Below are 13,886 nucleotides of genomic sequence, written 5' to 3'. Positions count from 1 at the left end.
CCCAGCTTCCGGCTTTTTTTGTTTTGAAATTGGTCCATCATGATGGAACATACCCGAAAATGTAACCAATCTCCACCTTTCACCATTCAAGATTGATTCGCATAACTTAAGAATGAAAATAAACTAGGGCGGGCTGAAAATAAGTCTTCTCATGGGGTGGGGCCATGAATATTCAAATAAACGATATTGTTGGTCGGGTATCTTATAAATGCGACGTGTTGTTCCGGGTAATTGATATCCGTGATATTGACGGAAGGCGTGAAGCTATTCTTTATGGGGAAGATATCCGACTGATTGCAGATGCACCTTTTCAAGATTTAATGCTTATTAATGATAATGAAAGAAATGATCGACAAAGGTCGAATGAGGTACTACAAGAACAATCTGACCGCTTATTAACGCAAGATCTGGAGCTGCAACAACAAAAAAACGGCTATCAATCCAGTAATGGCTATCGGTATAGCGGTGAATATTTCCAAATACCAGGGAGGGTGCTCCATGTTGATGGGGATGCATCTTACTTAAGGAAATGCATGGATCTATATCAGAAATTCGGTATTCCGGTCAATGGCATCTATTGCAATGAAAAGGAAATGCCCCAAAGGATCGGGGGGTTGCTGGATCATTATCGGCCGGACATTCTTGTTGTCACCGGTCATGATGCCTATTCAAAATCAAAAGGACCGATGTCCGATATTAATGCCTACCGTCACTCAAAGGATTTTGTACAGACAGTTAGAGAAGCGAGAAGGAGGGTTTCTCATTTAGACCAACTGATTATATTTGCCGGGGCTTGTCAGTCGCATTTTGAATCGCTGATCCAAGCGGGTGCAAATTTCGCAAGTTCTCCTTCCCGTGTTAATATACATGCTCTTGATCCGGTATATATCGTCGGAAAGATAAGCTTTACGCCTTTTTCCGATCATATTCATGTATGGGATGTCCTTCGGAATACATTAACGGGAGAGAAGGGGCTTGGGGGAATTGAGACAAAAGGGGTGTTACGGACCGGGTTGCCTTTCAAGCCATTTCAGGAAGAATGAACGAGCTGCATTTTGAAAGAATGCAGCTTGCTTTTAGTAGGGGGAGAATTCGGATATCCTCACAAAAAAATGGGTTATTTGTGGAGCAATGTTCGTTGGCAATGATTTAATTACGAAAATTCGGCTTAATAAATAATGGAATAGTTCGTTTACATAATTTTTCATTTCCCAGGATATAATAAAATTGTTCGCGATTTTGCCGAATTTCAGATAAAAATATATTGACTACATTTTTAAGTGCTGATATAATTTATTATTTTGTTTGCGTATATTTCTAAATTGTGATATACTTAACTTAGTGAGGTGGACCGAAAATGCCAAAAACTCTAGCTGATATTAAAACTGCACTTGATTCAAACCTGGGTAAAAGATTGCTCTTAAAAGCAAACGGTGGAAGAAGAAAGACTGTAGAACGATTTGGAACTTTGGCGGAAACTTATCCGGCTGTTTTTGTAATTGAGCTCGACCAAGATGAAAATGCGTTTGAAAGAGTATCTTACAGCTATGCGGATGTTTTAACGGAAACCGTGGAACTAACATTTTTAAACAAACAACAAGAGATGTAACTTAAACGAGGCAGCTAACAATTTTGTTTGCTGCTTTTTGTTTTGCATAAAATATCCTGTGAGTCCCAATAAAGGCTTAAAAAGGATGTAATGAAATAGCGTATGTTGCAAACACTAGGCATGTGACGGCATGTGAAAGGGGTTGCTTCGCTTGAGCAGGAAAAAAGGGATTATGTCAAATGATCTTAAAGAGGAATTGGCTAAGGAACTTGGATTTTACGATGTTATCCAGAAAGAAGGCTGGGGAGGAATCCGGGCCAGGGATGCAGGGAACATGGTAAAACTTGCTATCGAAAAAGCACAACGTCAATTGGTGAACAAAGAGTAAGATAAAACACTTAATTGTATCATGCCGTCATGTTGATGGAAGCCGGACTCTTTATACAATGTATAGCTCTATTCATTTTTGCTTACATTGTAGTTAAGGAGTCTGGTTTTTTTATGTATCGGTGAATGCTATATGGATATGTAGCAAGTCTTTTGGGATGCAGGAAGTGGTTGCTCCCCAATGTGCCTACATGTGTCTATTCTCCTCTAAGGGCCAATCTTAGTTTCATTACATTGAAATTACGATGAAAAAACCTTTAGAATATAAACAAATATGATAGAATAGGACAAGAACTTTTAAGAACGTTAAAGTAGGTGGACATATTGAAGCTTATGGAAAAAGCCCCGGCTAAAATTAATTTGGCTTTGGATGTGCTTTTCAAACGGCCTGATGGGTATCATGAGGTGGAAATGATCATGACGACAGTCGACCTTGCCGATAGAATTGAACTAAAGGAAATAACGGGAAATCATATTCAAATTCTATCCCATAATCGATTTGTTCCGGATGATCATCGGAATTTGGCTTATCAAGCTGCATTTATTCTAAAGGAACGTTTTGGAATCAATAAAGGTGTTTCCATAACTATAGAGAAAAATATACCTGTAGCCGCAGGACTTGCTGGTGGCAGCAGTGATGCCGCAGCAACCTTAAGAGGCTTAAATAGACTGTGGAAGCTTGGTCTTTCCATGGATGAACTTGCGGAAATCGGAGCTGAAATTGGCTCTGATGTTTCATTTTGTGTATATGGAGGTACGGCATTGGCCAGAGGGCGCGGGGAAAAAATCACGCATCTTCCTGCACCGCCAAAGTGCTGGGTCATCTTGGCCAAACCGACGATCGGCGTTTCGACTGCCGATATATACAAAAGGCTCCAAACTTCAAAAATGGAGCATCCGGATGTACCTGGAATGATTTCGGCTATTATGGAAAACAATTATCACGATGTATGTGAAGGGTTGGGGAATGTTCTTGAACAAGTGACATTGCAGTTATACCCGGAGGTCGCGAACATTAAAGATCAAATGAAGACATTTGGAGCAGATTCGGTCTTGATGAGCGGAAGCGGTCCGACCGTTTTTGGTTTGGTGGAACATGATTCGCGCATGCAGAGGATTTACAATGGTCTTCGCGGATTTTGTGATCAAGTCTATGCGGTCCGTTTACTGGGTGATCGAAACAATCTTGAATAGAAACGTACATTAGTGGTATAGTTGCTATATAATATTCGGAATTCACAAAGGGGGTGTCTCAATGAAATTTCGTCGCAGCGAGAGGCTAGTCGATATGACCAATTATTTATTAGAACATCCAGGGGAACTTGTTTCGCTGACTTATTTTGCTGAAAGATATAGTTCGGCAAAGTCCTCGATCAGTGAAGATTTGACAATCATCAAAGATACCTTTGAACAACGCGGGATAGGTTCTTTGACAACCGTTCCAGGTGCGGCCGGTGGAGTGAAATATATTGTTTCCATCAAGGAAGAAGAAGTCAATGCCTTCATTGACGGCTTATGCGATACGATCGCTAGTCCCGAAAGGCTACTTCCTGGGGGTTATCTATATATGACAGACATCTTAGGGCATCCGCAAACCGTGAATAAGGTTGGAAGGATAATCGCCTCAATGTATGCCAAGAAAAATGTCTCTGTCATCATGACGATGGCAACCAAAGGGATATCATTAGCATACGCCGTGGCAAATTATTTGAATGTTCCAGTTGTCATTGTAAGTAGGAATAATAAAGTAACGGAAGGTTCTACAGTGAGCATCAATTATGTTTCAGGCTCTTCAAAGAGGATCCAGACTATGGTACTCTCTAAGAGAAGCTTGGTTGAGGGTTCGAATGTATTGATTGTAGACGATTTCATGAAGGCTGGAGGTACCATTAACGGTATGGTCAGTCTATTGGATGAATTCAAGGCAACAGTTGCCGGAATTGCGGTGCTGGTCGAATCTGAACATACGGAGGAGTGCCTTGTCGAGGACTATGTTTCTTTGATCAAGTTGACACAGGTGGTCGAAAGAGACAAGAAAATCAAGGTCAGCCGTGGGAATTATTTTACGAAAAAGGAATAGGGGGAATCATTTCATGAAAACGATACATACGGATGAAGCACCGGCAGCGATCGGGCCATATTCACAAGGCGTGATCGTGGATACGTTATTTTTCAGTTCAGGACAGATCCCGCTTACTGCTTCTGGTGAGATGGTGACAGGGGATGTCAAGGAACAAACACACCAGGTCTTTAAGAATCTCCAAGCTGTATTGAAAGAAGCTGGGGCTTCATTGGAAACTGTCATTAAGGCTACAGTTTTCATTAAAAGTATGGACGATTTCGGTTCGATTAATGAAATATACGGAGAATACTTTTCTGCTCACAAACCTGCCCGCTCTTGTGTAGAGGTTGCTCGCCTTCCTAAAGATGCACTAGTGGAAATAGAAGTGGTAGCGCTCGTTAAATAAACGGGCGTTTTTTTTATTTTTCAGGGCATTCGTAATGGGTAATTTTCCTGTAATATATGGGTGATTTTTAATATTTTTAAAAACTAGGCTGAATTTTCTAAAAAAATTACAGATAATAGAAGGAGTTCACGTTTTTTTGTTGAATATGTACTTTAAGTTTTAACAACAACAAAAAGGGATGGTGAGCTTAAATGGAAGTAACTGACGTAAGATTACGCCGTGTGAATACGGATGGTCGTATGAGAGCTATCGCATCAATTACACTGGATAATGAATTTGTGGTTCATGATATTCGTGTGATCGACGGAAACAATGGTTTATTTGTAGCAATGCCAAGTAAACGAACTCCAGATGGAGAATTCCGGGATATCGCTCATCCAATCAATTCCTCGACACGCGGGAAAATTCAAGAAGCTGTCTTGACAGAATATCATCGATTGGGAGAACTTGAAACTGAATTAGAGGAAGCTGGAGCAGGTGCTTCTTAAAATAACCTTACTTTTAAACTTTAAATTAATAATTCGTGCATCTAGAGCCTACTTCATAAGTAGTGCTCTTTTTTATTTATTCAAAAACAGATAAGTTTAGAACTTATCCGCTCATCATACAGACATTTGCTTAAATGAATTGTAAAACTTACGGTATTATCTAAAGTTTAAGTACCCATCCTTTTTATTTTTAAAACCTTTTTGTTCAACCGGAAATTGAAATTCCTGTAAGGGGATCTCTCTAATGACATGAATCGGTAACCTGATCTCGGAATGAGAGTTAACAACGGGTGCAGTGCTGCCAGGTGGCTTGTACATAGGGCATGACGCGGTCGTGGCGGTGTTTTGGGATAAAGGGGAGGAAACATGTTACTGTGCATTGACCGGGCATATATCATTCATTTCATGATGCCAAATAATGCTACAGGGTCCAATGCTGACATTTGTAAGCTCTCGGATAACGGAAATTTTTCACCCGATTGGTTGACAATTATATGTACTTTTAATTGTTACCTTGAAAAGAATCACTATTTGAGATAATATTTTTAGTGGATAAAAAGGTGAAAATGGAGGCCTGTTATGAGTAATCGCTATGCAATAATATTGGCCGCTGGGCAAGGTACTAGGATGAAATCTAAGCTTTATAAGGTTTTGCACCCTGTTTGCGGGAAACCAATGGTACAACATGTTATCGATCAAGTCAATCAACTTCAAATAGAAGATATTGTAACAGTCATCGGCCATGGTGCTGAAAAGGTTCAAGAGCAACTTGGTGATTCATGCAAGTATGCATTACAAGAACAGCAATTAGGTACGGCACATGCTGTAATGCAAGCGGAAAGCGTTTTATCCGCAAAAAGTGGCACGACCCTTGTTATTTGCGGTGACACGCCTCTGATTAAAGCGGAAACAATGAAAGAGCTTATAGCTTTGCATGAGCAAAGTCAGGCGAAAGCAACAATCTTAACAGCTTATGCAGATAACCCTGCTGGCTATGGAAGGGTCCTTCGCGGTGAAGGCGGACTTGTAGAAAAAATCGTCGAGCATAAGGATGCTTCGGAAGAAGAAAGATATGTTAAGGAAATAAATACCGGTACATATTGCTTCGACAACCAAGCATTATTCAGCGCGCTGAAAAAGGTTTCAAATGAAAATGTCCAGGGAGAATATTACTTACCGGATGTTATTGAAATCTTAAAAGAAGAAGGCGAAGTGGTGACGGCTTTCCAATCCAGTGAATTCGAGGAGACATTGGGTGTGAATGACCGCGTGGCTTTATCGCAGGCTGAGCAAATTTTACGGAAACGCATCAATGAAAAGCATATGAGGAACGGTGTAACGATCATCGACCCGCTTACAACTTTCATTGAAGCGGATGTGCAAATCGGACAGGATACAGTCATTAACCCTGGGTCATTCATTAAAGGAAAAAGTATCATCGGGCAGGACTGCTTGATTGGCCCGAATACGGAAATCAGTAATTGTGAAATTGGTGATGGAACGGAAGTCCTCCAATCGGTTGTGCACGAAAGCAGTATTGGAAGTTTTGTTAAAATCGGTCCATTCGCACATGTTAGACCTCAATCAGATATTAAGGATTCCGTTAAGATCGGTAATTTTGTCGAAATCAAAAAAACCGTTTTTGGCAAAGGAAGCAAGGCCTCACATTTGAGTTATATTGGTGATGCAGAGGTTGGGGAGAATGTTAATATAGGCTGTGGATCTATTACCGTGAATTACGACGGGAAAAATAAATATTTGACGAAGATTGAAGACAATGTCTTCATAGGCTGCAATTCTAATCTGGTTGCACCTGTGACAGTAGGAGAAGGGGCATATGTAGCTGCTGGTTCAACCATCACGCAAGATGTACCGCAGCAAGCCCTATCCGTTGCCCGGGCTCGTCAAGTTAACAAAGAAGATTATGTCAAGAATTTGAAATTTAATAAATAACCGACGGAGGTCATCATGTCAAATCAGTATTTAGATCCTAATTTAAAAGTATTCTCTTTAAATTCAAACTTCGATTTAGCTCAGGAAATTGCTGCAGCAATCGGTGTTGAACTTGGAAAATGTAGCGTAACAAGTTTCAGTGACGGTGAAGTTCAAATTAATATTGAAGAAAGTATCCGTGGCTGTGATGTATTCGTAATCCAATCAACAAGCCAACCAGTCAATGAAAATTTAATGGAACTTTTAATTATGATCGATGCTCTTAAACGTGCTTCAGCTAAAACGATCAATATTGTAATGCCATATTACGGTTATGCCCGCCAAGATCGCAAAGCGCGTGCGCGTGAACCAATTACAGCTAAACTTGTCGCAAATCTTTTGGAAACGGCTGGTGCCCACCGTGTAATCACATTAGATCTTCACGCACCTCAAATTCAAGGTTTCTTCGATATTCTTATCGATCACCTTGTTGCCGTTCCGATTTTAGCTGATTTCTTCAAGGAAAAAGATTTAAGTGATATCGTCATCGTTTCCCCAGATCATGGTGGTGTAACACGTGCCCGTAAAATGGCCGATCGCCTAAAAGCACCGATCGCCATTATCGATAAGCGCCGCCCAAGACCGAACGTGGCTGAAGTCATGAACATCATTGGTAATATTGAAGGGAAGACAGCAATACTGATTGATGACATCATCGATACTGCAGGAACTATTACATTAGCGGCCAATGCCCTTGTGGAGAATGGTGCTAAAGCAGTGTACGCTTGTTGTACACACCCAGTCCTTTCAGGTCCTGCCATCGAAAGGATTCAAAATTCAACGATCAAGGAATTGGTCGTGACTAACTCGATTGCCCTATCTGAAGATAAGAAAATCGATAAAATTGTTGGTCTTTCTGTAGCACCTTTGATTGCAGAGGCAATCATTCGTGTGCATGAGGAACAATCAGTCAGTACATTATTTGATTGATAACAAAATAAAACGTAACACGGCGGGCCTTTCGGGCTCGCCGTGTTTTCGTTTAAAAGTTTCAGAAAATATTTAATTCTTAGTTGACAGATGAGAATAGTAATAATAAAATAACCATACAAAATACAATTCATATTCATGGAATGAAAAACTGTACTATGCAAGTGCATACTGGTTAATGCCGATCGGACTACCGAAGGCTCCTTTTCACTTACCATTGAACATTAGGCATCATTTTGCCCTATTGTCCAATTGGTGAAGGAAAGGAGCCTTTTATTTTTATATAAAAAGTTTAAGAAGGGTGTGCAGAATATGAAGAAAAAACGAAAGATATGGCTGCTGTCCATCTTCAGCATCATCATGCTGATAGTAAGTGCATGCGGGCAGGAAAAGAACAGTTCCACAAGTGCTGACGCAAAAGAATCAGATAAAACCATCCGTATCGGTTATCAAAAATTCGGGACATTAAATATTTTGAAATCAAAAGGGGAGCTGGAAACACATTTAAAGGAAGTGGGATATACAGTCGATTGGACTGAATTCCCTGCAGGACCACAGCTGCTTGAAGCCTTGAATGTCGGCAGTATTGATTTTGGGCACACAGGGGAGGCACCGCCGATATTTGCACAGGCAGCCAATGCTCCGCTTGTCTATATTGCCAATCAGCCGGCAAACCCATCAGGAGAGGCTATAGTTGTACAAAAGGATTCGCCCATTAAAAATGTGAAAGATTTAAAGGGCAAGAAGATTGGCTTGAATAAAGGTTCCAATGTTCATTACTTATTGGTCAAAGCGTTAGAGGAAGCAGGTCTTACTCTTGATGACATTCAGCCCGTCTACTTGCCACCGGCTGATGCGAGGGCCGCTTTTGAAGGAAACCAAATCGATGCCTGGGTAATATGGGATCCATTTTTATCAGCGGCGGAATTGGAACTTGAAACGAAAACGATTCAGGATGGAGAAGGACTGGTGGCGAATCGGGAATTCTTTTTGGCAACTGATTCATTTGCCGGGAATGAAGAGGCTTTGAAGATTATCAAAGAAGAACTGATAAAAGTTGATAAATGGATTGAAGAAAACCCAAGCGACGTCGCTGAGTTTCTATCTCCGGAAATTGGAATGAGTGTGGAGGCATTGGAAAAAACATTAAATAGAAAAGAATATGGACTTGAGGAGATTTCCAATACCGTTTTGGATGATCAACAAAAAATTGCCGATACTTTTTACCATCTTAAATTAATCCCAAGCAAGATTAATATTCTGGATGCTTCAGCAGATCTTAAAAAAAATTAAGGGGGAAATGAAAATGAAAGTATTTTGGTTTTTACCATCGCATGGGGAAAGTCGCTATTTAGGATCGACAAAGGGAGGGAGGGCAATCACGCTTCCTTATTTAAAACAAATAGCACAGGCGGTTGATCATTTAGGTTTTGAAGGGGCTTTGCTTCCGACAGGACGGTCTTGTGAGGATGCATGGGTAGTGGGCTCTTCATTGATTTCTGCAACGGAAAGAATGAAATTTTTAGTTGCTATCCGTCCAGGTTTAATGTCGCCAACCTTGGCTGCGCGTATGGCTTCAAGCTTCGACAGGTTGTCGAATGGCCGTCTTTTGATCAATGTTGTAACTGGGGGGGACCCAGTCGAATTGGCAGGAGATGGCGTGTTTCTAAATCATAAGGAACGCTATGAGCAAACAAATGAATTTCTCGATATCTGGAGAAAGGAAATGTCTGGTGAGAGTGTGGACTATGAAGGGGAGCATCTAAATGTTGAAGGTGGAAATATTCTGTTGTCACCTGTACAAAAACCGTACCCACCGCTCTATTTCGGAGGTTCATCCGACCCGGCCATCGATATATCGGGAAAGCATATTGATGTGTACTTGACTTGGGGTGAGCCCGTGGTGCAAGTGGCTGAGAAAATTGAAAAGGTGCGTAAAAAGGCAGCAGAATATGGACGTGAGGTCAGATTTGGCATACGGATGCATGTCATTGTAAGAGAAACGGAAGAAGAAGCTTGGCAGGCAGCGGACGAACTCATTAAATATGTGGATGATGAAATGATTGAAAATTCACAAAAGATTTTTGAACGATTTGATTCAGTGGGTCAGAAGAGGATGTCGCAACTTCATAAAGGAAGCAGGGATTCACTCGAAATCAGTCCAAACTTATGGGCGGGTGTTGGTCTAGTGCGCGGGGGCGCCGGTACGGCACTAGTAGGGAGTGCAGAAAATGTTGCTGCCAGAATGAAGGAATATGAAGAAATCGGAATAGAATCCTTTGTTTTATCTGGATATCCTCATCTTGAAGAAGCGTATAGAGTTGCGGAATTATTATTCCCTTTACTCCCTGTTGAAAGGCTGCAAGGACCCGTTTCAAAAGCTACGAGCCCATTCGGGGAAATATTGGCTAATGACCACTACCCTACAAAAGGAAGTGAAATTGAAGATGAAGTTAAACAAAAAGTTCAATAAGTTCCACCTTATATCATGGCTTGTGCCCATTCTCCTTTTGGTAACTTGGCAGCTGCTGTCCTTGTGGGGGATTCTGTCGGAACGGATATTGCCTGCCCCGACTGAAGTGTTTCAAGCAGGTGTTGCATTACTGGGGACGGGTGAACTTATTGATTATATCGGTATCAGTGCTCAGCGTGCCTTCATCGGCTTTTTAATAGGCGGAATCATTGGTTTTGTACTTGGTTTATTAAATGGATTATCATCCATTGCTGAAACCTTATTCGATACCTCGCTTCAGATGTTGCGTAATATTCCGCATTTAGCTTTAATACCGCTGGTGATTCTATGGTTTGGTATAGATGAAGAAGCGAAAATCTTCCTTGTCGCTTTAGGGGTTCTATTTCCTATCTATTTAAATACATTTCATGGTGTTAAATCGGTGGATAAGGGATTAATCGAAGCGGCGAGGGTTTATGGGTTGAGTGGTTTTTCTTTATTCTGGAATGTGCTTCTCCCTGCAGCCTTTCCATCCATTTTGGTGGGAATCCGCTTCTCCCTTGGAATCATGTGGGTCACATTAATTGTCGCAGAAACAATATCCGCTAATTCCGGAATTGGATATATGGCTATGAATGCCCGTGAATTCATGAGGATGGATATTGTTGTTCTTAGTATTCTCTTATATGCCTTATTAGGGAAAATATCGGACGTTGCAGCCAAAATAATTGAAAAAAGATGCTTAAAGTGGCATCCGTCATACCAATGAGGAGGTCATTAACATGAAAAATGGAAATTCGTTGGAGTTGCAGGGTGTAAGAAAGGATTTTGGGGAGTTTGAAGTATTAAAGGGGATGGACCTGACATTTAAAAAGGGAGAATTCGTAGCCATTGTCGGTAAGAGCGGATGTGGAAAGAGCACCTTGCTTCGTCTTGTGGCAGGACTGGAAAAGCCGACGGGCGGGCAGATACTGGTGAATGGAAAACCATTGAATGGATTAAATAAATCATCACGGACGATGTTTCAGGATGGCAGGCTTTTTCCTTGGAAAAAAATCCTTCAAAATATTGGCGTAGGCTTGAAAGGGGATTGGAAGTCAAACGCTATGGAATTACTGGAGCAAGTGGGCCTTGCAGATCGAGCAAATGATTGGCCGTCCGTTTTATCTGGGGGGCAAAAACAAAGGGTTGCATTAGCGAGGGCATTGGTGAACCAACCTGACATTCTCCTCTTGGATGAGCCGCTAGGGGCATTGGATGCTTTAACGAGGATTGGAATGCAAAGGCTGATTGAAGAACTATGGAGGAAAAGGGACTTTACTGCCTTACTCGTTACACATGACGTTGAAGAAGCCGTAATGCTTGCCGACCGTGTCATATTAATCGAAGAAGGCAAAGTCGTCATGAATAAGGAAATCAATCTGCCGAGACCACGGAAAAAGGATAGTATTCAATACTCATCACTAGCAGCCCAAATCCTTGACCGAGTGATGCAAGTTGAGGGAAAAATGGAAAAAAAAGCGATTCACGCGTGAATTAGAAAAAAAGAATGAAAAAAAGATTTTGCAGGGAATTCCTATGTTTACCATATGTTTACCGCCTTCTTGCTCCCAGCGGATTTTACCTTTCATGTTTAATGATTCACCATTTAGGGAAATGTTAAATATAGAGAAACTTGTAATTCATATTTAGGAAGGCGGAGGATGTATGAGTAATATATTAGCTGCAAAAGAACGTACGGATTCAAAACACTCTAATTTAAGGAATTTGAGGGAAAGCGGCGAAATCCCTGCGATAGTATATGGCAATAAAAATGACAGTACGGCCATTTCCGTCAATAATATCGAGCTTCAAAAGACAATCAAGGAAATAGGCCGTAATGGGATCATTTCTTTGGACTTGGAAGGTAAGAGTTATAAAGTCATGCTCTCTGATTATCAAAAGGATCCACTAAAAAACTCCATTTATCATGCAGACTTTTTAATTGTGGATATGTCCGCTCAATTACAGGCACAAGTTCGCATCAACCTTGTCGGTGTTTGTAAAGGCGTGAAAGACGGAGGGGTCCTTCAGCAGTCTCTTCATGAAGTGACGGTCACGGCTAAACCTAATGACATTCCTGACTCCATCGATGTTGACGTTACCGAACTTCAGGTAGGGGATACAATCTACATATCCGATATCCAAACGAATAAGCAAGTTACAATCGGCCACGATGGTGAAGAAGTTGTTGCATCTGTTTTGGCTCCTCGCCAGGAAGAGGAAATAAGTACAGGTGAACAGCAGGATGGCGGTATCCCTGAAAATGAAGAAGGCAGGGAAACCAAGGCATCACCAGAGTCATGATGCCGGGATTAAACAAGTGAATCGTGATATAATAGGCGTAGCTCTTAACGAGTTACGTCTTTTCAATCTCTGGATGCATCCATTTAAATCCGACAGATTTTTTTCGTAATGGAATCCTTTAATTGGATTTTACCTAATTAGTTCTCCGGTCGCTTGCAGTCCAGCTTGAAATTAGGGTACTATTTTTCTAAGGTCAATGGATCTTGGAAAAACTTCGTCCCATTGTAACTCCCTAAATAACCGTAATGACGGAGTGTGAATCATGAAAATTATTGTAGGGTTAGGGAACCCCGGTAAACAATATGAAAAAACCCGGCATAACGTCGGATTTGAAGTAATAGATGAGTTATCCAGGAGATGGTCGATCCCTCTTGATCAAGCAAAACATAAGGGGATATATGGTTCAGGAATGGTAAAGGGAGAAAAAGTTTTATTGCTTAAACCTTTAACCTATATGAATTTGTCAGGAGAATCCATTTCGGCTGTCATGCATTTCTTTAAGGTGGATATCGCGGATGTGGTCATAATATATGATGACCTTGATTTGCCTCCAGGAAAGCTTCGCCTTCGTCAAAAAGGAAGTGCAGGCGGTCATAACGGGATAAAATCTTCAATTGCCCATTTGGGTACACAGGAATTCAATCGAATCAGAATAGGCATTGGCCGCCCGATTGGCCGCATTCCGGTATCTGACTATGTATTAGGGCGTTTTTCGCCTGAAGAATGGGATCATGTCGGAGCAACGATCGAAAAAAGCGCAGCTTCATGTGAAGCCTGGTTGGAAAAACCATTTATACAGGTCATGAACGAATATAACCAATAAGCAGAGAGTAGATATAAGTAAAGAATAATATCTTCCTGTTTCGCTGAATAAAAACCCTCTACTTTTGTACATACTAACACTATTACAAAAATAGGGGGTTACCAAATGGCTCTCCATTATCGATGCCGACATTGCGGAACTAAGCTGGGCTCAATCGAGGCACACTCACTGAGTACGGAGCAGTTAGGTTTTAATCAACTTACCGATGAAGAGCGACAAGAGATGATCGTTTATGATTCTGAAGGGGATATGCATGTAAGGGCGATATGTGAAGATTGCCATGAATCGCTGCAAAGAAACCCTGATTTATATGAAAACGATTATATTATTCATTAGCGGGAGAGGGCTTTGGACAAAATCCAAAGCATTTTTCCGTTTGTCTGGAATACCAGGGCACATAAAAGTTGCCGTTAATAAAGAGGATCTTGGTGATGGCCAAGTTCAAATACAG

At 41.1% G+C, this 13,886-nt stretch carries 16 protein-coding genes; all 16 read left to right on the top strand.

All coding sequences use genetic code 11. The features are described 5' to 3' along the window. Positions 1–164: 164 nt before the first annotated feature. The 16 genes from yabG (at position 165) to fin (ending at position 13,771) form a co-directional block, all read left to right on the top strand. Positions 165–1,043, top strand: coding sequence for a sporulation peptidase YabG (gene yabG / locus A6755_RS01050; RefSeq protein ID WP_034316344.1), 879 nt, complete (start codon positions 165–167; stop codon positions 1,041–1,043). A gap of 314 nt (positions 1,044–1,357) precedes the next feature. Continuing rightward, positions 1,358–1,609, top strand: coding sequence for a biofilm formation stimulator Veg (gene veg, locus A6755_RS01045; RefSeq protein ID WP_034316343.1), 252 nt, complete (start codon positions 1,358–1,360; stop codon positions 1,607–1,609). Positions 1,610–1,760: 151 nt separating this feature from the next. Continuing rightward, positions 1,761–1,937: a small, acid-soluble spore protein, alpha/beta type gene (locus A6755_RS01040; protein WP_063589572.1), complete on the top strand. Its 177-nt coding sequence runs from the start codon at positions 1,761–1,763 to the stop codon at positions 1,935–1,937. Between the two features lie 323 nt (positions 1,938–2,260). Further along, positions 2,261–3,130 (top strand): 4-(cytidine 5'-diphospho)-2-C-methyl-D-erythritol kinase, encoded by an 870-nt coding sequence (ispE, locus tag A6755_RS01035; RefSeq protein WP_034316338.1) that lies wholly within the window; start codon positions 2,261–2,263, stop codon positions 3,128–3,130. 61 nt (positions 3,131–3,191) lie between these two features. Beyond that, positions 3,192–4,016 (top strand): pur operon repressor, encoded by an 825-nt coding sequence (gene purR, locus A6755_RS01030; protein ID WP_048690004.1) that lies wholly within the window; start codon positions 3,192–3,194, stop codon positions 4,014–4,016. 13 nt (positions 4,017–4,029) lie between these two features. Next, entirely contained in the window at positions 4,030–4,404 is a 375-nt protein-coding gene (locus A6755_RS01025; RefSeq protein WP_034316334.1) for a RidA family protein, read from the top strand. A 191-nt stretch (positions 4,405–4,595) separates the two neighbouring features. After that, positions 4,596–4,892: a septation regulator SpoVG gene (gene spoVG / locus A6755_RS01020; protein WP_034316332.1), complete on the top strand. Its 297-nt coding sequence runs from the start codon at positions 4,596–4,598 to the stop codon at positions 4,890–4,892. 579 nt (positions 4,893–5,471) lie between these two features. Beyond that, positions 5,472–6,845, top strand: a complete 1,374-nt coding sequence (gene glmU / locus A6755_RS01015) for a bifunctional UDP-N-acetylglucosamine diphosphorylase/glucosamine-1-phosphate N-acetyltransferase GlmU (protein WP_034316331.1) — start codon at positions 5,472–5,474, stop codon at positions 6,843–6,845. Between the two features lie 15 nt (positions 6,846–6,860). Continuing rightward, positions 6,861–7,814, top strand: coding sequence for a ribose-phosphate diphosphokinase (locus A6755_RS01010; RefSeq protein WP_034316329.1), 954 nt, complete (start codon positions 6,861–6,863; stop codon positions 7,812–7,814). A gap of 312 nt (positions 7,815–8,126) precedes the next feature. Beyond that, positions 8,127–9,107: a sulfonate ABC transporter substrate-binding protein gene (locus A6755_RS01005; RefSeq protein ID WP_063589571.1), complete on the top strand. Its 981-nt coding sequence runs from the start codon at positions 8,127–8,129 to the stop codon at positions 9,105–9,107. 13 nt (positions 9,108–9,120) lie between these two features. Beyond that, positions 9,121–10,287, top strand: coding sequence for an FMNH2-dependent alkanesulfonate monooxygenase (ssuD, locus tag A6755_RS01000; protein WP_063589570.1), 1,167 nt, complete (start codon positions 9,121–9,123; stop codon positions 10,285–10,287). Further along, positions 10,262–11,035 carry an aliphatic sulfonate ABC transporter permease SsuC gene (gene ssuC, locus A6755_RS00995; protein WP_217349284.1) on the top strand — a complete coding sequence of 258 codons (774 nt, stop codon included), beginning with the start codon at positions 10,262–10,264 and terminating at the stop codon, positions 11,033–11,035. Before ssuD ends, ssuC begins: the two co-directional genes overlap by 26 nt. Before the next feature lie 13 nt (positions 11,036–11,048). After that, positions 11,049–11,801, top strand: a complete 753-nt coding sequence (locus tag A6755_RS00990) for an ATP-binding cassette domain-containing protein (RefSeq protein ID WP_063589569.1) — start codon at positions 11,049–11,051, stop codon at positions 11,799–11,801. A 172-nt stretch (positions 11,802–11,973) separates the two neighbouring features. Next, positions 11,974–12,612: a 50S ribosomal protein L25/general stress protein Ctc gene (locus A6755_RS00985; RefSeq protein ID WP_034316323.1), complete on the top strand. Its 639-nt coding sequence runs from the start codon at positions 11,974–11,976 to the stop codon at positions 12,610–12,612. A gap of 262 nt (positions 12,613–12,874) precedes the next feature. Further along, positions 12,875–13,435 (top strand): aminoacyl-tRNA hydrolase, encoded by a 561-nt coding sequence (gene pth, locus A6755_RS00980; RefSeq protein ID WP_034316321.1) that lies wholly within the window; start codon positions 12,875–12,877, stop codon positions 13,433–13,435. Between the two features lie 105 nt (positions 13,436–13,540). Next, a complete protein-coding gene (gene fin / locus A6755_RS00975) occupies positions 13,541–13,771 on the top strand; it encodes an anti-sigma-F factor Fin (RefSeq protein WP_034316319.1) in 231 nt (76 codons plus the stop codon). Positions 13,772–13,886 lie beyond the last annotated feature (115 nt).

This window comes from Peribacillus frigoritolerans, from assembly GCF_001636405.1.
Taxonomy (GTDB): Bacteria; Bacillota; Bacilli; order Bacillales; family DSM-1321; genus Peribacillus; species Peribacillus frigoritolerans.
This window is presented reverse-complemented; position numbering and strand designations above follow the sequence as displayed.

What these genes read in the sequence shown, in the direction of transcription:
- yabG (WP_034316344.1), top strand. Translation starts at nt 165, where the DNA reads ATGAATATTCAAATAAACGATATTGTTGGTCGGGTATCTTATAAATGC.
- veg (WP_034316343.1), top strand. Translation starts at nt 1,358, where the DNA reads ATGCCAAAAACTCTAGCTGATATTAAAACTGCACTTGATTCAAACCTG.
- purR (WP_048690004.1), top strand. Translation starts at nt 3,192, where the DNA reads ATGAAATTTCGTCGCAGCGAGAGGCTAGTCGATATGACCAATTATTTA.
- A6755_RS01025 (WP_034316334.1), top strand. Translation starts at nt 4,030, where the DNA reads ATGAAAACGATACATACGGATGAAGCACCGGCAGCGATCGGGCCATAT.
- spoVG (WP_034316332.1), top strand. Translation starts at nt 4,596, where the DNA reads ATGGAAGTAACTGACGTAAGATTACGCCGTGTGAATACGGATGGTCGT.
- glmU (WP_034316331.1), top strand. Translation starts at nt 5,472, where the DNA reads ATGAGTAATCGCTATGCAATAATATTGGCCGCTGGGCAAGGTACTAGG.
- A6755_RS01010 (WP_034316329.1), top strand. Translation starts at nt 6,861, where the DNA reads ATGTCAAATCAGTATTTAGATCCTAATTTAAAAGTATTCTCTTTAAAT.
- A6755_RS01005 (WP_063589571.1), top strand. Translation starts at nt 8,127, where the DNA reads ATGAAGAAAAAACGAAAGATATGGCTGCTGTCCATCTTCAGCATCATC.
- ssuD (WP_063589570.1), top strand. Translation starts at nt 9,121, where the DNA reads ATGAAAGTATTTTGGTTTTTACCATCGCATGGGGAAAGTCGCTATTTA.
- ssuC (WP_217349284.1), top strand. Translation starts at nt 10,262, where the DNA reads ATGAAGTTAAACAAAAAGTTCAATAAGTTCCACCTTATATCATGGCTT.
- A6755_RS00990 (WP_063589569.1), top strand. Translation starts at nt 11,049, where the DNA reads ATGAAAAATGGAAATTCGTTGGAGTTGCAGGGTGTAAGAAAGGATTTT.
- A6755_RS00985 (WP_034316323.1), top strand. Translation starts at nt 11,974, where the DNA reads ATGAGTAATATATTAGCTGCAAAAGAACGTACGGATTCAAAACACTCT.
- pth (WP_034316321.1), top strand. Translation starts at nt 12,875, where the DNA reads ATGAAAATTATTGTAGGGTTAGGGAACCCCGGTAAACAATATGAAAAA.
- fin (WP_034316319.1), top strand. Translation starts at nt 13,541, where the DNA reads ATGGCTCTCCATTATCGATGCCGACATTGCGGAACTAAGCTGGGCTCA.